This is a genomic window from Streptomyces sp. NPDC046303 (assembly GCF_055588085.1).
In genome coordinates this window covers 25,990-45,502 of the sequence record NZ_JBVJFA010000046.1, presented here as the reverse complement: position 1 = coordinate 45,502, position 19,513 = coordinate 25,990, and the positions used below count along the sequence as shown (strand labels likewise).

General features: G+C 68.2%; 8 protein-coding genes and 1 pseudogene. 6 read left to right on the top strand and 3 right to left on the bottom strand.

Annotated features, from left to right (window positions below; all coding sequences use genetic code 11):
• The first annotated feature begins 1,117 nt into the window (after positions 1-1,117).
• Complete coding sequence (locus tag ACZ6I1_RS31695) at positions 1,118-1,693, top strand: S1 RNA-binding domain-containing protein (protein ID WP_469292346.1); 576 nt, start codon at positions 1,118-1,120, stop codon at positions 1,691-1,693.
• Positions 1,694-2,554: 861 nt separating this feature from the next.
• Here the strand turns inward: ACZ6I1_RS31695 and ACZ6I1_RS31690 are convergent.
• Positions 2,555-3,244, bottom strand: coding sequence for a hypothetical protein (locus tag ACZ6I1_RS31690; protein ID WP_469292345.1), 690 nt, complete (start codon positions 3,242-3,244; stop codon positions 2,555-2,557).
• Positions 3,245-4,051: 807 nt separating this feature from the next.
• Here ACZ6I1_RS31690 and ACZ6I1_RS31685 point away from each other — a divergent pair.
• Positions 4,052-4,486: a hypothetical protein gene (locus ACZ6I1_RS31685; RefSeq protein WP_469292344.1), complete on the top strand. Its 435-nt coding sequence runs from the start codon at positions 4,052-4,054 to the stop codon at positions 4,484-4,486.
• 803 nt (positions 4,487-5,289) lie between these two features.
• Here the strand turns inward: ACZ6I1_RS31685 and ACZ6I1_RS31680 are convergent.
• Complete coding sequence (locus ACZ6I1_RS31680) at positions 5,290-5,781, bottom strand: hypothetical protein (RefSeq protein WP_469292343.1); 492 nt, start codon at positions 5,779-5,781, stop codon at positions 5,290-5,292.
• A 227-nt stretch (positions 5,782-6,008) separates the two neighbouring features.
• Positions 6,009-7,223, bottom strand: a complete 1,215-nt coding sequence (locus tag ACZ6I1_RS31675; RefSeq protein ID WP_469292342.1) for a site-specific integrase — start codon at positions 7,221-7,223, stop codon at positions 6,009-6,011.
• A gap of 1,123 nt (positions 7,224-8,346) precedes the next feature.
• Between ACZ6I1_RS31675 and ACZ6I1_RS31670 the strand changes: the two genes are divergently transcribed.
• The 4 genes and pseudogenes from ACZ6I1_RS31670 to ACZ6I1_RS31655 all read left to right on the top strand — a co-directional run.
• On the top strand, positions 8,347-11,667 hold the full coding sequence (locus tag ACZ6I1_RS31670) for a hypothetical protein (protein WP_469292341.1): 3,321 nt from the start codon (positions 8,347-8,349) through the stop codon (positions 11,665-11,667).
• A gap of 275 nt (positions 11,668-11,942) precedes the next feature.
• Complete coding sequence (locus tag ACZ6I1_RS31665) at positions 11,943-12,398, top strand: NUDIX domain-containing protein (protein ID WP_469292340.1); 456 nt, start codon at positions 11,943-11,945, stop codon at positions 12,396-12,398.
• Positions 12,399-13,246: 848 nt separating this feature from the next.
• Complete coding sequence (locus ACZ6I1_RS31660; RefSeq protein ID WP_469292339.1) at positions 13,247-16,501, top strand: hypothetical protein; 3,255 nt, start codon at positions 13,247-13,249, stop codon at positions 16,499-16,501.
• 522 nt (positions 16,502-17,023) lie between these two features.
• Positions 17,024-18,845, top strand: a pseudogene (locus ACZ6I1_RS31655) (RHS repeat-associated core domain-containing protein); the annotation flags it as partial.
• Positions 18,846-19,513: the final 668 nt, after the last annotated feature.

Below are 19,513 nucleotides of genomic sequence, written 5' to 3'. Positions count from 1 at the left end.
GCGGAACCCCTTTTCCCCGACACGACACTCTTCCGATCTCGGGTCCCACAGCGCTGCGCGCTGTGCCAACGAACCGCCTCGCTGCGCTCGGCGGGGCTCGGCTTCGCCGAGCCAGAGCCGGCCCTTCGGGCCGGGGTCCTGCGCTTCGCTCCGGACTGGTTCGGGTTCCGCTGCGCTCCACCCGAACGGCCCGCTCCGCGGGCTGAGGTGACCCGGTTTCACGGAGCCGGGACCTACAGGCCGTTGGGGCGGGTCCGCTCCGCTCCCCCACCCGGGTCCCTTCCGGCTCCGCCTCCAGGACCAGCCCGCTGCGCGGGCCGCCAGCAAGGGAGAGGATGGCTCTGGGGCTGGAAGGAGCAAGGCGCTTTCCCCTCGGAGTCTCTCACCGGCAGGATGAGGTGCCACTGGCATCAGGAGAGTGGGGGCACAATGAGCCGGGCCAAACGATGGGCACTCACAAGCGGGGTGTTGTGCCTGGTCACCTGGATAGCCGTGACAGCAATCGCCCTGCTCCCAGCCGCCCAGGGCATCCAAGACGCTTTGGGTAAATGGCTCAAAGCCCTCGCTGCCGCCCCCGCAATCATCACGGTCATCGGGTTCTGGGTCATCGGCGCAAGCGGCGGACCACCAGACGGCACCTGGGGCAGTAACCCTTCCAGCCACCCGACAGACCTCATCTGACCGATCCCCGGACAGGGTTGGTGCTTCAAAAACAGCAGTAGCTAGACTCTGGGGATGCACTGAGCATGGGCATCCCACAAAACGCCCCTCTTGTCGGCGCTCAGTGAAACTGCGCAGTGCCCAACCAACCTGCGCAGCCGGACCTGAAACTAGGAACTCCGCAGGTCAGACAACTTGCAGGGCCACTTCCTGCGCAGACTCAGTGAGCCAGTCAGTCGGCAACCCGCTCAACCAAACTGCACAACCCCAGGTCAAAAGCCTGACCACTGCTCAGTTTCACTGACCGGCGACACTTGGCCCACCGAAAGGACCCCCACCAGGCACTTCCGTGCCCACAGCGCTCAGCCCCTTCTGGCCACCGGACCGGGACCCGTGGATATACCCATTCCACCAACGCCGCACCTCCCCCATGACCGGCACATGCCATGATCGGCGGATGAGCGAATACTCCTGGCCCGGGGAGAACGGCAAACACATGCCCGACGCGGCCTCGGCCTGGGCCGAGACCGTCCACGCTCTGCCCGTCGGTACCCGCATCACCGGTGAAGTCATCGACCGGCAGCCCTTCGGTGTCTTCCTCTCCATCGACGGCCACCCCCACGCCGTAAGCCTGGCAAGAATCGACAGAATGCCCAGGTGCATGGAACTGCCCGCCCTGGGACAGCACGCCACCAGCCAGGTCGTCTGGCACGCCGACCACAACCACCAGGTAGCGGTCGTACTCGACGAGTGGGCCAAGCACGAAAACCTGCTGCCCCGCTTCCGCGCCGGTCAAGTCGTCGACGGACACATCACGAAGATCGCGTCCATAGGACTCTTCGTACGCCTCGCCGACTGCGTCGAGGGACTCGTTCCGCTCACCGAGCCGACCCCGTCCGCGGAGACCATCCACGAGAGCCAACAGATCTCCGTACAGATCCTGACAGTCGACCACGAGCGGAACCGGATCCTTCTAGCCGAACGCGTACCACACTGGGCAGATCCCGCCCAAACCCCTCCAAGCCCGGCATAACCCGCAAGACACAGCCAAGCCAAGCCCCTGAGAGAATCCCTGACATGTCAAGCCACACCGCGGAAGAGCTCCTCGCCAACGTCCACGGTCTGACCCCTGAACGCGCGCAACAGCTCGGCGATCAGATCGACGAATGCAGACAGCTACTGGACACCAACGTCGACATGGACACCGTCCAGCAGCATCTGAAAGACAAAGGCGTCAGCATCATCCACGCAATCCTGATCACCACCAGACTGCTCGACGACCACCCGAGCAGACTGCGCAGCACGCGAAATCGTGGAGTGCAGCCCAGCCCGAACACACAGCACTGCCTGATCACACAACCGCTCCGCAAACCCCACCGACGGCGACCCACCGCCCCTTCGAAGAAGCCACCACTTGCCGATACGCAGCAACGGCCATCCCGCCCAAGGCGTGGCCACGGCAGAACGGCCTTCCGCCACTGCCACCACCCGGAGCCAGCCACCCCTCCCCATCACGCCTACACACACGACACCAAACCTTCAGCGGGAAACGACACCGGCCTTCACGAAAAGAACGACACCTACACACCCCCCACAGACCCACGACCAGCAACAACACGTCCCACATCCAGTGCAGGACACCATCGCAAACCACTGCAACTCACACGCCGCCCATCAGCCCCACCCTTTTGGATGGAGGTATCGGCTGCGTTCTTCCTCCCGTTTGTCATCTCGGCTGAAAACGGGTGTGCCTGTGCGCAGCGGTCCCGCCGAACGCAGATGACCTGCCACGACACCTTTAGTTCGGGGCGGTCCGTTGTGACGGAGAACCGGGGCCACCACCGCGGCGCCGTCTGGATCGTGGACCACGCGACGGGTGCAGGCCTGAAGGCACTCAGTCGGGCACGCTCAGCGTGTACCACATCCGCATCGACCGGGGATTGCGCAGGTAGAGGTGGGGGCCGCGGCCGATGGGGCGCGTGTAGCGGCGCACCGGATCGCCGTTCGGCCAGCACAGCTCGGCCCGTCCGGTGATCACCGCCCCGTCGTCGCGCAGCAGGCAGTGGTGGACCTGCCGCCCGCGCGTGTGGTCCGTACCGGGTTCGTAGCCCCCGAACAACAGGAGACGGTCGCCCTGTACCGCGAGACCGCAGGCGGCCGCCACGGGGAGGGGCCGCACTCGGAGCGGCTCGCCGATCCGCTGCTCCGCGAGCGGATAGCCGGGACCGGAGTACGCGGCCAGGACGACCGAGTCGGTGACGTTGAGCGCGTCGACCTCGACGACGACGCGGTAGGGCTCCGGGGGATACAGACCGTGCTGCAGGTTCCCCCTTCCGTCCCACCGGACCAGGGCGCCGGCACTGACGGGGTCGCCGCTGTAGATGCCCTCGTCGCCGTAGCCGGTCCAGAAGTTCGAACGGCGGTCCGCCACCATGTGCAGCAGGTGGGAGCCCAGGGCGAAGCGGCGACGGGGCCGGCCGCCCCCACCGAAGATCTGGCCGTTGCGCCGGTCAGGCCAGCACCTGCCGTGCAGGACGAACCCGCCCCCGGGCAGTGCCTCGATGTCGGTCGGCGCGAACGCCACGCCGTGCAGGGTTTGCTCGCGTACTTGGTCCCCGTCGCGGATGACGAGCAGGGCGTCGAAGGGAAGAGCCAGAGGCTCGGGGCGCGCCCTGCCGAAAGGCTGAGTCGGGAAGCGGACATCAGTGCACGTCAACCAAAGGGCCCTTCCCCACGCGTCCACCGTGGAGGCCAGGACCTTCCGTTCGTCGTACTGCCGAGGCAACAGTGCGTAGGGCCGCAGTGCCACCTTCGTCAAAAAATCACCTCGCGGGCGAAGGAACAGAGGAGCCCATGGTCACATGGCGGATTCCCCGTACTCCCCACGGGTGCGGGGTGCGGGCGCGGAGCCGGCAGGCGCCGTTGGCGCGTGGCGGCGTACTTGCTTGCTTCAGCTCGTCAAGGGCAGAACAGCGGGCCCCCCGATGGTCGTCTCCGTGAGGTGTACACCGAACAGGGTCACCGTGGGTGCCGCGGGGTCATCGCGGGTACCGCGGCCCGCACCGGCTCGACCGGCGACGCCCGGACGTTGCGTGGCACAACCCAGGCTGGTCGCGCCCGGCACATCGGCAGGAGCGACAGCAGCTCCCACGGTCCGGAAGAGTCTGCATCGGTGACGTCGGCCGGGGGCGCGCGGAGTGTCCCGCCAGAGCGAAGCGTTGGCCGCCCGAGGTGGTCTGCCGGTCCGCCGGGCGGGACAATGCTCCGGCGTCGCGCTCGGCGGTGGCCGGGCGGGCTTTCCCGTCTGTCGGGACGCGCAGCGCGGTCGGCATGCCGGGTGGCTCGAGAAGTAGCGGCAGTGCCGTGTCACTGAGGCGAACATCGTGAGGGGATGCTGGTTCGGCTCACGTTGAGTTCCGGATGCTGCGTCCCGGACGAGGGATGCGATGATCTGTTCGTGGTGACAGATGCCGAGTGGACTCGGATTCGGAGGGGCCTGCGCTTCGGTCAGGTATTCGAAGGCACCGTAGTGAAGGTTCCCCGTCCCGGCGTGATTGGGATCTTCGTGGACGTCGGTCTGAGCGTGGGAGGGTTTGTCGACTCCCTCTGGCTCTCGAGCGAGATCGAGGACTGGCCAGCGGAAGGCACGGTTGCCGATTTCAAGATCTGGTGGGCTGACAGCCGCCAACAGATCCGGCTGATGCCGTGCGATTCTCGGTATCTGCGGAACGACTTCACAGCCTTGGTCGAACGCTTCCGTCCCAATTGGTCATCCGACGTCGGCCGGCCCGTGCCTGACCCAGAGGCTGCGACCACTGACGAGTAGCGGACCGTGCTTCGTGCTGGCGGGTCGTCGACCAACTCCTCTTGAGGCCAGCACAGCTGTCCGTCCGTTGCCATCCAACCAAGGGTCTTGACAGCGAACACGGTCGTTGCGGCTTCTCGGTCAGCGAACATAGCCACGTGAGGTGAGGAGTCGGCCGCGGCGGCTTCCAGCTCAGCGCGACGCACCCGCTGGCATTCCAGCGGTGCGCACACCTCAAAGGCGAAGTTGCGAATTTCGCCGGACAAGAGCACTTGGAGGTACTCGGGTCCACCCGCTTCTTCACGGCCCAACAGGACTTCGACGGTGAGCCGAGTACCGTCCGTGAGCCGGCGCGATCCGCTCTGCGGTTCGCTGTCAACCAGCATGAACTCTTCTCGTACTGGCCTTCTGGTGGGCTGGCCAGCAGCCACTGGGCGAACGCGGCGGCCCGGGGTGCGCCACCCGTCAGTGTCCGTCCGATGAAGTAGGCGTCGAAGCACCAGGTACCGTCCGGATCCTTGCCGACCGCCAACCACAGGTCGTCAACGGGCATGCCAGGGTAATGGCTGCCACGCCAGCCGAACCGAAACCCTGTCTCATGGTGCTCGCCGGACACTGTCGATCCTTCTCTCTCCCGAGCTGCGGTTGGCAGTCCACCTGACGCAAGTCGTCTGTCTCCAGCTGCCCGCGGAGCGCGGGCCCGAGGATGAAGCGGGGGGTGTGGTACTTCGTAGAGGGCGTCGGCGAAGTTTCGTCCTCGCCTAACCACCCTGCCTTCACAGCATGAGACGTGTCGCCCTCGCCTGGTCATCGTGCGCACACAGTTACGGGAACTCTGCCTGGTAGAAGGCGGCTTCGTCGCCGCCCAGCCCGAAGTACTCGCAGATGTCGGCCACCGTTTCGGCGTCTTCCGCAGTACCCGTGAGCCCGATCTGGACGAGCCTCCAGAAAACCCTCCTGAGCGTGATACCTGCATGCCTCGCCCAACCCGCGCGTTCCGCAGTCGGCTCGTAGTCGCTGGAGCCTGCGGCCACGAACGACAACGTCTGCAGCAGCACGTCTCGGACCAGTGTCGAGAGGTCACCCGCCAGCGCGGCCATGATCATGCCGATCGCTGGCGGAGTGCACTCGAAGATGATCGTGTTTTCCTCGACATGACCGTCGAGGGCGTATCCGATCATGTCCTGGGGTGTCTCAGCAGTGATGATCGCCTCGATCAGAAGCGGCACATGCTCCGCAGAGTCACCGCAACCGCACTCCAGCGATGTCCAATCGACGCGTTGCAGTTCTGCGCATACCAGTTCACCGACCACCACCGCCGACCCCTCAAGGCATGCCGGGCCCAGGGCCCTTGTGCTAGCGATCAAGCATGAGCCATCCATCCCCCGCCATCGTGTGCTTCACGAAATATCCGCCATAGCCAACTTCGAAGAGCCTCATCAACCACTCGGGCCACTCCGCCGACAGCCCGAGGCTGAGCACCGACCATGCCCTCGGCCCGGTGGCTTTGTTCAGGTGCGGCAGCAGCATTTGTCGATGGGTTTCAGCAGCGGTTGGTGGCATCGCCGGATGAGCATGCCCGGGAGCTCGGGAGCGGTACGCGCGCAGCCTGGACCTGGTGCCGAGGGTTCTGCACCCGCGACTGGGCCCGGTCGAGGTACTCGCGCTTGACCGTGGCCGAGCCTGGTTTCCACCGTCCCTGCTGCGTCGGGTCGCCGCCGGCGTCCGCGATCTCCTGGGCGCCGCCGCGGCGCAGGCCGTGGGAGGTGATCAGGTGCCAGCCGGGCAGTCCGGCCAGGTAGGCACGGTGGCGGACCCAGTCGTTGAGGGCGTCGCCGGTGACGTAGTCGCCGCGCTCGGTGGCCGCGGCCCGGTTCTGGAGTCGGCCCCTCGAGGTGAGGGCGCGCATGAACGGGCCGTCGTGGACCCCCATCCGGTGCAGGCGGTGCAGCCAGTCCCGTACGGCCGACACCGGGTCATAGCGCGGGTCGGCGGGGTCGGCGGGGATGAAAGTGCTCTCGCCCTTCCCCTCCTGGTCGGTCTTGGAGTACGCGATCCACAGGTCGACCCCGGTGTCTTCGACCTCGACGTCGTCGATGTCCAGATCGGCGAGTTCGATACGGCGGTTGAGCGCCCCGCGTCCCACCAGCAGCGCGCACCGGTCCCGTAGCCCGGCCGGTGTGCGCAGGTCGCAGGTGTCGACCATGGCGCGCAGCATGGGCTCAGTGATGGCCGGGGCCTTGCGGACCCGGTTCCGCTTGCCCCATTCCTTGCGATACTCGGCCAGCATCCCCCGCGCCTCGGTCGTGCCCGGCCGCCGGTCCTCCGGCATCCATGTACGGACTCCCGACATGTACGTGCGGATGGTGTTCGGCGCCATCCCCCGCGCGATCAGGCCGGCGACCCACTCCACGTACGTGGCCGTCGTGCAGGGCCTCGCCACCCGGCCCATCTCCTCGCACCACTGGGAGAAGTTCCTGCGCTGGCTGCTGTAGTTGCGGTTGGTGTTGGCCGGCGCGGCCTTGTTCTGCAGGCGGTCGGCCGTGGTCGCGGACACCTCGAAGTCCGCGCGCGTGTACGTAGGTGCGTCCGCCTCCGTTGGCACGGCGTCGCCCGGGTAGAGGATGGTGTGCTGGTCGATCAGCGGCCGGGAGGGCGCGGGTGGGACGGTGGCGGGCAGCAGCTCGGCGTCGACGATCTCGGCCTCGACGACCGTGCCGTCATCGACAGCCACCGCAGCCACCTGATCCTCGCTCATGAGCCCCTCCCCTGACGATCGTTCCTGGGCAACCACTCTTGTATAAGGGAATTTATACGAGGGTTCTTGGATCGGCACCGCGCTGACCCGCGGAGCGAAGCGCTCGTGCAGGGGGCCCGCCGCGCCCTGCAGGTCGGCAGCCTGGATCACATACCGATTTCGGGACGTGGCTCGCGCCCGTCGACGGGGTCGGTGAAGCTAACCTCACGGTGAGGTAGCTGTGCCGGATACCGTCCAGGGTTACCGCTTCCGTTTACCGTCCCGAATTAGCGCCGGAAACTCGGCCGCCGATTACTGCGCAAGTTACACACGCGGCTGGCCGCTGCGGTAGCGTGGAATCACGGAGCATGAATCCCGGAAGATTACCGCTTACGGTTCCGCGGTAACAGCAGGAAAGCCCGTTGCGGTGAACTCCCCCGCAACGGGCCCGTCCTGGAGAGCCGCTGCCTCGGGCGTGCTGAGACCACGTCCGAGGCAGCTACCCCAGCAGAGCGCGCAGGATCGTCGCGCCCGACGCCGCCACGGCTGCGATCGGCGCAACGGCCCGGCACGCACGACGTGTGCGTACGAACCGCCGCCACCAGCGCTTTCGCCGCGGTGACCTTCCTTCTTCGTCAGGACCCATTGAGGCGTCCCTCCTTCCGAGCAGGCTGCGCACCGTACGCACGCCTCGGCACGACTCCCCGCGCGGAGAGGCATGCCGACGAGCGGCACCATGACGTGAGCCGTTTGCGAAAGGACCTACGCAGGGAAGGCTATCGAGCCCGTTCACGGTTGCGTGGCAGAACAGGAGAATTGCACAGAGACGTGTTCGGCTTTTTGTTTTCAGGCACGGCTCCCCCGGAAAGACCGAGAGCCGCCTTTCGGTTCGTCGGGACGTGAAGCAGCCGTTCTGGTCGGCGATCACGTCGGCGGAGGCCGGGTTGTCGAAGAACGCCGCCCGTCAACCACCGGGACCACCAGGGGAACGCACGTGCGGACCGCTGAGCAAGGTTGTTAAGCTCCGACACGACCGGCGGGGGGCCGATCGCAAAGAGCCAGGCCGACGGCCCGCGAGAGCGGCTACTCGGGGCCGGCTCAGGGGTGTCCCCCTCCTCCCGTGCTCGCCCATGAGAAGGTGGTTGTGGACCCAACCGAAAGACGACCGTCCCGACTGCGTCGGGGGCTCGGAGCCGCCGCGCTGGCTCTGCTCACCGGCTTCGGATCACTGACCGCGGCTGAGCCCGAGGCGGTTGCCGCACCGTCCTCCAGCGCCGCCGCCACCGAGTTGGTACTGCCCGCCGGACCGCGGGGCCTCCCCGCCAGGGACCAGCTCTTCGTGGCCGGCGTCACCGGTCTGCTCCACGCCCGCGAGGACAGCGACCGGTTGCTGTGGACCCGGTACGACACCGGTGCGACTACCGACACCGGGCTGCGCATGCCCGCCCCGGTCAGCGGGAACCTTGATCGCGGGGAGCCCGCAGGTGGATACCTGGGAGCTCCCGACCACCGCTACGGAACTTCCTCCGACACTGTTGCCGTCCACACGGCTGCCACGGCAATGGCCCCCGCCAAGGTCGATCTGTACAACCTGACCACCGGCCGGCCGACCGCGCTGGGCAGCATCACGATCCCTGCAGGGCAGACCTACTCCGGGACGTACGGACACACCGTGCTCACCTTCGAGGGCACCGCTACCACCGTCACCGGCTGGTTCTTGAACCGCTTGGACGGCGGCTCGACGGTCCGTACCAAGGTGGCGCTACCGGCCGGTGCCGTCCTGGCGACCTCGGTGCACGACGGCGATCAGGACTCTGTGATCCTGCGTCACCGCTTGAACAACCTCACCCACTCCACCCTGGTGGACGTCGTGACGGGGCAGACCACCGTGCTGCCTGACGAGGGAGAGTACGACCACACGAACGCTTTCCGCTTGGCCAAGGGCAAGGTGCTCCACATCGGCTACCAGCGCCCGTTCGAGGTACTGGACCGGGCGCAGCCGCAGACCGTGCTGAGCTCCGGTACTTCCTCCTTGGACCCGGGGAAGGGCGAGCTGCGGTTGCTGGGCGACTGGCTGATCGGCACCGAGTCCCCCACGGGGACGAGCGGGGACAACCGGGGCCGTCCGCTGTCCTTCACCGGCATCGGACCGAACGAAGGAACCGTCGAGTACCCGCTGGATTTCGCCGACACCCAGTTGCTGCCTGCTCCTGACGGCTCGCTCTTCGCGGTCGGCAGCCCTGAGGTTCCCGCATTCAACACGCAGCCGCAGACCGCTGTTCACAGGATCAGCGCGGACGGCAGCGCCGCACCGCGGATCGACAAGCTGGTCGACGTTCCGCATGCGCCCGCGACCGTGTTCGGTTTGTCGATCGGAGGCGGGGTGCTCACCGCCGCCTCAGACACGATCCACTTCCAGCCGGGCGACGTTACCGGCGCCTACCGCAGCTACCGGGTCTCGAACGACGCGACCCCGGTCAAGACCGCCGAATACCTCGACGGCAGGCACTCCATCATGAGCTGCTACGACCACGGCATCGGCTGCGCCGGCCTCCGGTCCACCGGGGACGGCCGGTATCTGGAGTACGAGTCGTTGGAGACGACCCGGTACGTCGTCATCCGCGAGGCAGGGAACCGGGAGTGGGCGGGCACCGTACCCATGAACGGCGAGGGCGGTATGCAGACCGCGGACGCCTCGGGGCGCTACATGGTGCTCGCGCAGACCGCTTACGGCAACTGGATGTCCAACCACAAAGTGATCGTCGGAGATCTCGACACCAGTACACAGGTGTTCCAGACGCAGGCGACCGGCGTCGCCGTGCAGGGCGACACCCTCTGGACGGCCACGCAGGGCAGCACCACCGTCCGCGCCACCGACGTCCGGGGCCTGCAGGACCGCGGCACCTTCACCACCCCGTGCCCGGCCACACTGCTCGAGGCCGTTGGGCGCTTCGTCAGCTGGGGCTGCCAGGACGACAGCGGCACGCTGCGCACCAGCGGTGTGTACGACACGGTGACCCGCCACACCCTGTCGGTACCGGTCCAGAGTGCTGCCTGGGCGGACACGACCCGGGGCAGAGAGTCGCTGCTCGGCGACGGCTACCTGGTGCGCCAGGACCTGGCCACCGGCCGGCTGCTGCTGCTCGACTTCCACGACGGAATCAAGGTCTCCGGCGGTGAGAACACCGTGCAGGTCCGCACGCTCGCCCAGGGCGCGGAATGGAAGTCCTTCCGCTACCCGAACCGGTCCTGGGCCGTCGACCGTACCGGCGCGAACATCGTCTGGATCGACGCCGACGGGCGGCGCATCCACGTTGCCAACAACGGCATCGCGGCCGCCCAGGCCGGCAACCGCTTCACCGCACTCTCCCCGGCGCGACTGCTGGACACCCGTGAGGGCCTCGGACGTACGGGGACCGTCCCGGTGGCGGCCGGCGGCGAGGTGTCGCTGGAGGTCGCGGGCCGGGCGGGGGTGCCGCAGTCCGGTGTGAAGGCCGTCGTGCTGAACGTGACGGTGACGGACCCGAAGTCCGACGGCCACCTGACCGTCTGGGCCTCGGGCACCGCCCGCCCCGACGCCTCCAACCTCAACTGGACCACCGGCAGGACGGTGGCGAACCAGGTTGTGGCACCGGTGGGTGAGGACGGCAAGGTGAACCTGCGCAACGCGGGCTGGGGCACCGCCCACCTGATCGCGGACGTTTTCGGCTACTACTCGGCGGATGCCAAGGGCAGCACCTACTCGGCGGCGGGCCCGGCGCGCCTGCTGGACTCGCGGGCGGCGGTCGGCCGGCCGGGCACCACCCCGGTGCCGGCCCGTGGTGAGATAACGCTGCAGGTCGCAGGACGCGGCGGTGTCCCGCAGAGCGGCGTCAAAGCCGTCGTGCTGAACGTGACGGTGACGGACGCGAAGGACGCAGGGCACCTGACGGTGTGGCCGTCGGGCAGCACCCGGCCGAACTCGTCCAGCCTCAACTGGACGGCGGGCCAGACCGTGCCCAACCACGTGGTGGTGCCGGTCGGCGCGGACGGTGCGGTGAAGCTGTTCAACGCGAGCTGGGGCTCCGCGCACCTGATTGCCGACGTCTTCGGCTACTACTCCGACGACCAGGCCGGTGCCACGTTCCGCCCCGCCGGACCCCAGCGTGTGCTCGACACCCGCACCACGGGCGCGGTGCCCGCGCGCGCGAGCACCGTGCTCGACCTCTCCGGCCGGCCTGAACTCGGCGGCGTCAAGGCGGTCGTGCTGAACGTGACGGTGACCGACCCGAAGTCCGACGGCCACCTGACCGTCTGGCCCTCGGGCACGACCCGTCCCGACTCGTCCAACCTCAACTGGACGACCGGGGGCACGGTGGCCAACCTGGTGACGGTGCCGGTGGGCGCCGACGGCAAGGTGGACATCGCCAACCTCGGCTGGGGCTCCGCGCAGGTGATCGTCGACCTGTGCGGCTACTTCGCCTGAGCGGGCGATCCCGCAGTACGGCCGCGGCCTCTCGGCCGAGTATCGACTCGGCGGGGAGGCCGCGGGCCGTGAAGGAGCAGTGGGAACGCCCTGACCCCTCCGCGATGCCGTGCGGCCGATCTTCAGTCGCGTCGATCGCGGCGAGCTGCGACCGGATCGAATAGCGGCCGCGTGCCTGAACATGCTGGACCCGGTCCGCGAGCCGGGAGTACATACGAACCCCGGCCGGGCATGTCCATGCGAGCCCGTGCCGTCCCTCATCCCAGGAGCACCTCATGACCGCCACACCCGTTCACACCCAGGCCACCGCCTCCGCAGCCGCCATCGTCAGGGACGAGCAGGGGCGCGTACTCATCGTCAATCCGGTCTACAAGGAGCGCTGGAACCTGCCCGGCGGTCACATAGAGGCGGGCGAGATACCCACCGCAGCCGTCCGCCGCGAACTCCGTGAGGAGCTCGGACTCGACCTCGAGATCGGCGATCTGCTCGTCACCGCCTGGGTCACCAGGGCCGAAGGGTCCCACGTCTTCTACGTTTTCGACGGTCCCCAGCTCACCGCGGAACAGCAGCAGGCCATCACTCTCCAGGAGTCGGAGATCGGGGAAGTCCGGTTCTGCCTGCCCGCCGACATCTCCTCCGACATGATTCCGCCCTTCGCGCTCGCCATCTGGCAAAAGGCCCTCGAGGCGCGCGAGGCCAAGCGGGCCGCGTACCTCGAGCTCGCCCTGTAGGACGCAGGCGCCCGCCCCGCCCCCGTCGGTCTCGCCTTCTGCGGTCATCGTCGGGTGTAGCCGCCTATTGGCTCCGTACCCCGGTCATGACATCGCCGATGAAGTCCAGCAGTTCGGCGTGTCGGCGCCGTCATGGCCGCGCGCATCACCACCTTCGCGGCGTCCCCATGCCCCGCCCTCCTGGGCGGCGAGCTCCCCCGGCCCGCGACCGGCTCGTGGACCGGGACGGAGTACCGACAGCAGCAGCCGACCCCTGTACCCGCCTACGACCCCACGAGGTATTGGCGCCGCCCGACGGGGACTGCCCGCAGTGCACCACCATCTGTCGGCAACAGGACACCTCGCGTGCTCGACTCCTCCACGATGACCGCGAGCAGGGTCACGGGAAACCGGGTCGCGGCTGGCAGCGACGTCGAACGTCCCAGGCTACGACTTCTCCCAGCACGAACGGATCGACGGACAATGCCCGCACTCGCCCTGCCAGGCGGACTCCCCGCCCGCGGACAGGCAGCGGTCGCCTGCGCGGCTGCCACGGATCCGGCTCACTCTCAAGGCGTGTGTCGGAAGTGCTCGGGGATTGAGAAGCGTCGGAACGAAGACGCGGCGCTTGCGCGATCCGGGCCTGACGAGGGTGACAGGAAACCACCTGTGCGGATGTAAATCACTGTTGTTACGCTTCGAGGCGATCGGAGGGGGGCCGGTCGAGGAGCCAGGCCAGCCAGCACGTGAGAGCGTCTGAGCACGGCCGGCTCCCGCATCACCCCTCTTCCTGTGCTCGCCACGAGAGGGTGGTTGTGGAACCAGTAATAGGACGCTCAACGCGGCTGCGCCGTGGGCTGGGAGCCGGCTTGCTGGCCTTGGTCACCAGCGCCGCCTCCCTGACCCTGGCACCGACCTCGGCCGTCGCCGCCCCGGCGGCCAGCGCCGCCTCCGAGTTGGTGCTGCCCGCGGCTCCGCGAGGCCTCCCCGCCAGGGACCAGCTGTTCGTGGCCGGCGACACCGGCCTGCTGCACGCCCGCGAAGGCAGCAATCAGTTGCTGTGGACCCGGTACGACACCGGCGCCACCACCGACACCGGCCTGCGCCTGCCTGCTCCGGTCAGTGCAGACCTGAACCAGGGGGTACCTTCGCGGAGCTACCACGGAGCGCCGGACCCACGCTACGGGACCTCGTCGGACACAACGGCGATCCACACGGCGGCGACGGCAACCATGACCGCCAAGGTCGGCCTGTACGACCTGGCTTCCGGCCGGCCCGCCGCGCTGGGCAATGTGGAGGTCCCCGCCGGGCAGAGCTACTACGGGACGTACGGGCGCACCGTGGTGACGTTCGAGGGCAGTTCCTCCGCGGTGACCGGCTGGTTCCTGAACCGGCTGGACGGCGGCTCCACGGTCCGCACGAAGGTGGCGCTGCCGGCCGGTGCGGCCCTGGCGACCTCGGTGCACGACGGCGACCAGAACTCGCTGATTCTGCGGCACCGCCTGGACGGCCTCAGCCACTCCGTCCTCGTGGACGTGGTGACGGGGCAGACCACCCCCCTGCCGGATGAGGACGAGTACGAGTTCGCGCACACCTTCCGGCTGGCCAAGGGCAAGGTGCTGCGCACCGGCGAGCAGAACACGGTGCAAGCGCTGGACCGGGCACAGCCGCAGACCGTGCTGAGCTCGACCTACTTCAATCCGGTGGACGGCGAACTGCGGCTGCTCGGCGAGTGGCTGGTGGGCACCGGGTTCGTAGAAGGCAGCTCCGGCGACAACCGCGGTCGTCCACTGCACTTCGCGCCTGTCGGCTCGCGTTCCGGAATCGTCGAATACCTGCTGGAGTTCGCCGACGCCCAGCTGCTGCCCGCGCCGGACGGCTCTCTCATCGCGGTCGGAAGCCCGAAGGCCCCTGGGTACGGCACCCAGCCCGAGACGGGGGTGTTCCGGCTCACCGCGGACGGTACTGCCAAGCCGTTGGCCGGCAAGCTGGCCGACGTCCCGCCGGCGCCCGCCACCGTCTTCGGCCTGTCGATCGGCGGCGGAGTGCTCACTACCGCCTCGGACACCGTCCACTTCCAGCCGGCAGACACGACGGGCTCGTTCCGCAGCTACCGCATCTCGAACGACCCCACCCCGGTCAAAACCTTCGAGTACCTCGACGGCAGGCACTCGATCGGCAACTGCTACAACCACAAACCCGGCTGCGCCAGTCTGCGGTCCACCGGAGACGGACGCTACCTCGAGTACGAGCCGGTGACCCGGAACGCGGCTACGATCCGCAAGGCCGGCAGCCTGGACTGGGCGGGCACCATTCCCGTCGGTGACCTCGACGGCCTGCAGACCGCGGACGCCTCGGGCCGCTACGTGGCACTCGCCCTGACCGCCTACGGCAATGCGGCGTCCAACCACCTGGTGATCATCGGCGACCTCGACAGCCGCGCCGAGGTGTTCCGCACTCGGGCGACAGGCGTCGCAGTGCAGGGTGACACGCTGTGGACCTCCAAGGAGGGCAGCACCACCGTCTACGCCACCGACATACGGGGCGAGACGGACCGCGGCACCTTCACCACGCCGTGCCCGGCCACGCTGCTCGAGGCCGTCGGGCGGTTCGTCAGCTGGAGCTGCCAGGACAACGATGGCACCGTGCGCACCAGCGGGGTGTACGACACGGTGACCCGCCACACCCTCTCGGTACCGGTGCAGACCGTCGGCTGGTCCAACGTGACCTGGGGCCGCGAGTCGCTGCTCGGCAACGGCTATCTGGTACGCCAGGACCGGGCCACCGGCCGACTGCTGCTGCTCGACTTTTACGACGGCATCAAGGTCTCCGGCGGCGAGAACACCGTGCAGGTGCGCACGCTCGCTGAGGGCAAGGAGTGGAAGACCTTCCGGCAGCCGCAGAGGTCCTGGGCCGTCGACCGCACCGGTGCGAACATCGTCTGGACCGACGCCGATGGGCACCGGATCCATGTCGCCAGCAACGGCATCCCGGCCCTACAGGCCGGCAACCGCTTCACGGCGCTTGCTCCAGCACGGCTGCTGGACACCCGGGAGGCCGTCGGCCGCCCGGGGACCGTCCCGGTGGCAGCCGGCGGCGAAGTGTCGTTGCAGGTCGCGGGCCGGTCGGGAGTGCCGCAGTCCGGCGCGAAGGCCGTCGTGCTGAACGTGACAGTGACCGCCCCGAAGTCCGACGGCCACCTGACCGCCTGGCCCTCGGGCACCGCCCGCCCCGATGCCTCCAACCTCAACTGGACCACCGGCAGGACGGTGGCGAACCAGGTCGTGGTGCCAGTGGGTGAGGACGGCAAGGTGAACCTGCGCAACGCGGGCTGGGGCACGGCGCACCTCATCGCCGACGTCTTCGGCTACTACTCAGCGGACGCCCGCGGCAGCACCCTCTTCACGGCCGGCCCGGCGCGCCTGCTGGACTCGCGAGCCGCGGTGGGCCGGCCAGGTACCACCCCCGTACCCGGCCGCGGTGAGGTCTCACTACAGGTCGCCGGGCGCGGCGGTGTGCCGCAGAGCGGCGTCCGAGCCGTGGTGTTGAACGTAACGGTGACCGAGGCGAAGGACGCCGGGCACCTGACGGTGTGGCCGTCGGGCACCACGCGCCCCGACTCGTCCAACCTCAACTGGACGGCGGGTCAGACCGTGCCCAACCACGTGGTGGTCCCGATTGGGGCGGATGGCGCGGTCAAGTTGTTCAACGCGAGCTGGGACACTGCCCACCTGGTCGCCGATGTCTTCGGCTACTACTCCGAGGACCCGACCGGCGCCACCTTCCACACCGCCGGGCCCAAACGCGTCCTCGACACCCGGACCACCAGTGCGGTGCCCGCGCGCGCGAGTACCATGCTCGATCTCTCCGGCCGGCCTGAACTCGGCGACGCCAAGGCGGTCGTGCTGAACGTGACGGTGACCGACCCGAAGTCCGACGGCCACCTGACCGTCTGGCCCTCGGGCACCACCCGCCCCGACTCGTCCAACCTCAACTGGACGACCGGGGGCACGGTGGCCAACCTGGTGACGGTACCGGTGGGCGCCGACGGCAAGGTGGACATCGCCAACCTCGGCTGGGGCTCCGCGCAGGTGATCGTTGACCTCTTCGGCTACTTCGGCTGACCGAGGAACCCGCGTCGCGCCTCATCAGGCCCCTCCACTGCCGCCGATGGCAGCGGGCTGCCACACCCCGCCTCCCCGCCGAGCACAAGCTCGGCGGGGAGCTCTCTTCTGGGGCTCTGGAGCCACCATCTTGCACACCCGGCCGCCCCACCAGCGCCTGCGCCCTCATGATCATCGCCGCCCCGGCGTCCGTGTCACCCCGGTCGGTACGGATGGCCGGCTCCAGCTCACCCGAGACGTTGCGCAGCAGCAGGACACCTCGCGTACTCGACTCCTCCACGGTCACCCCGAGCAGCGTCGCGGGAAACCGGGTCGCTGCGGCCAGCCGCTGAATGTCCCAGGCGACGACGTCGCCCAACACGAACAGATCGACGGAAAGCGCCCGCACCCGCGCCTGCCAAGCGGACTCCTCCCCACCGGGCAGGGACCAGCCGCCTGCGCGGCAGCAAGGACAAGGGATTGATGACGCCGGCGGCTTCGTCATGGCGTGGCGACCACGCTTGGCTTGGCAATGGTGACGCCGTCTTCGCGGTGATGGCCACGGACACCACGTCGCCCAAGGGTGCGGGCGACTTCGCGGCGACACCGCTCTCTGCCTCCTCAAGCTGGGAGTCCGGTTCCTCCGGCGGCGCCTTCACCTGGTCCTATCCGCTGGCGGTCCCGCCCGCCGCAGCCGGCCCCTCCCCGTCCCTGTCGTTCTCGTACAGCACCGGCAGCATCTACGGCCGGACCGCCAACACCAACAATCAGGGCTCACAAGTGGGCGAGGGGTTCGAGCTGACGTCCTCGTACATCGAGCGCAACTACGGCTCGTGTGACGACGACGGCCACGAGGACAAGTTCGATCTCTGCTGGAAGTACGAGAACGCGTCGCTGGTCCTGAACGGCAAGGCCACCGAGCTGGTCAAGGACGACACAACCGGCAAGTGGCGGCTGAAGGACGACGACGCCTCCCAGATCACCTGGGCCACCGGCGCCAGCAACGGCGATGGCGACGGCGAGTACTGCAAGGTCGTCACCGGTGACGGCACCACGTACACCTTCGGCCTGAACAAGCTCCCGGGCGCCGGCGACCAGCGCACCAACTCAACGTGGAGGGTGCCCGTATTCGGCGACGACTCCGGTGAGCCCGGCTACACCAAGGGCCCGCCTTCGCCGACCGCTCCGAGAGCCAGGCATGGCGCTGGAATCTGGACCTGGTCCAGGACGTGCACGGCAACGCCGCCAGCTACTGGTACGCAGCGGAGACCAACCACTACGCCAAAAACGGTGACAAGACCAAGCTCCTGCCCTACACGCGCGGCGGTAGCCTTTCCGAGATCCGCTACGGCCACCGCGCTGACACTCTGTTCACCGCGAATGCCTCCCACAAGGTCACCTTCGGTTACCAGGAGCGCTGCTTTGCCACAAGCTGCGACAACCTGACCGCGGACTCCTCGGACAACTGGCCCGACGTCCCCTTCGACTCGGTCTGCTCGGTGAGTGCGACAGACTGCAGGGCGCCCGCCCCGGCCTTCTTCACCCGCAAGCGCATGACGGACATTGACACCTACGCTTGGTCCACGGCGGCCGAACCCGACAACTACGCGCTCGTCGACACCTTCGACCTCACCCAGGAGTACCTGGACGCGGGAGATCTGGGCGACACCAGCGACCAGACGCTGGTGCTGAAGTCCATCAAGCGCACCGGTCGCAACGGGGCGACGGCCGATGTCCCGCCGGTCGACTTCACCTACCACATGCGAGAGAATCGGGTCGATGCCGACGCCGACGACGTGGTCCCGCTCAGCCGTCCACGCATCAACACGATCACGTCCGAGACGGGCGCCATCACCACGGTCACCCTTTCCGACCCGCAGTGCGTGCGCGGTACCAGGATGCCGACGGCCGAGGACGACAACGCCCTGTCCTGCTACCCGGTCTACTGGCCCATCAAGGCGGTGACCCCAAGCTCGACTGGTTCCACAAGTACAACGTCAGCGCGGTCACCGTTGCCGACCCGGCCGGCCAGAACGACCTCGTCGAGTACTCCTACACCTACGAAAGCCCGGCCTGGCACTACAACGACGATCCCCTGACCCCCGAGGACGAGCGCACTTGGTCAAAGTGGCGGGGCTACGGCAAGGTCACCGCCTACACCGGAGCCACCGACAAGACCCGCTCCAAGACCGTCAAGGTCTTCATGCAGGGCATGCGCGGCGACAAGCGCAAGGGCACGAGCGCCACCCGCACCACCACGGTCGCAGCCGTCCCGGTTCCAGGCCTCACGATTCCCGAGATCGACGACGACGATCAGTACTCCGGCTTCCAGCGCCAGGAGATCACCTACGACGGCGCCACCCCGCAGCCATAACGGGATATGGAGTCATGGCGCCGTTCGCGCCGTTCGCGCCGCTGGCGGAGCAGCGAGGCGTGGCTATCGTCGCTTCCTCAGCTCTCGGACCGCAGGTGCGGCTGCCAGGCACAGTGCCACAGGGGACAACCTCTTCACGGCGCTTACTCCAGCACGGCTGCTGGACACCCGGGAGGCGGTCGGCGGTCCGGGGACCGTCCTGGTGGCAGCTGGCGGCGAAGTGTCGTTGCAGGTCGCGGGCCGTTCGGGTGTGCCGCAGTCCGGCGCGAAGGCGGTCGTTCTCAACGTGACCGTGACCGACCCGAAGTCCGACGGCCACCTGACCGCCTGGCCCTCAGGCGCCACTCGCCCCAACTCGTCCAACCCTCAACTGGACGACCGGCAGGACAGTGGCCAACCTGGTGACCGTGCCCGTGGGCGCCGACGGCAAGGTGGAGATCGCCAACCTCGGCTGGGGCTCCACCCAGGTGATCGTCGACCTCTTCGGCTACTTCGGCTGACCGAAGAACCCGCAGATCGCGCCCAACGGCCGGGGCACCGCTGCTGACGGCAGCGACTGCTACACCCGCCTCCCCGCCGGGCACCAGCTCGGCGGGGAGGCGCACTTCTGCAGGCGTCTGGAACATGGCCGAAGAGTGGTCCGATCGGTGCGCGGGTGC

What these genes read in the sequence shown, in the direction of transcription:
- ACZ6I1_RS31695 (WP_469292346.1), top strand. Translation starts at nt 1,118, where the DNA reads ATGAGCGAATACTCCTGGCCCGGGGAGAACGGCAAACACATGCCCGAC.
- ACZ6I1_RS31685 (WP_469292344.1), top strand. Translation starts at nt 4,052, where the DNA reads ATGCTGGTTCGGCTCACGTTGAGTTCCGGATGCTGCGTCCCGGACGAG.
- ACZ6I1_RS31675 (WP_469292342.1), bottom strand. Translation starts at nt 7,223, where the DNA reads ATGAGCGAGGATCAGGTGGCTGCGGTGGCTGTCGATGACGGCACGGTC.
- ACZ6I1_RS31665 (WP_469292340.1), top strand. Translation starts at nt 11,943, where the DNA reads ATGACCGCCACACCCGTTCACACCCAGGCCACCGCCTCCGCAGCCGCC.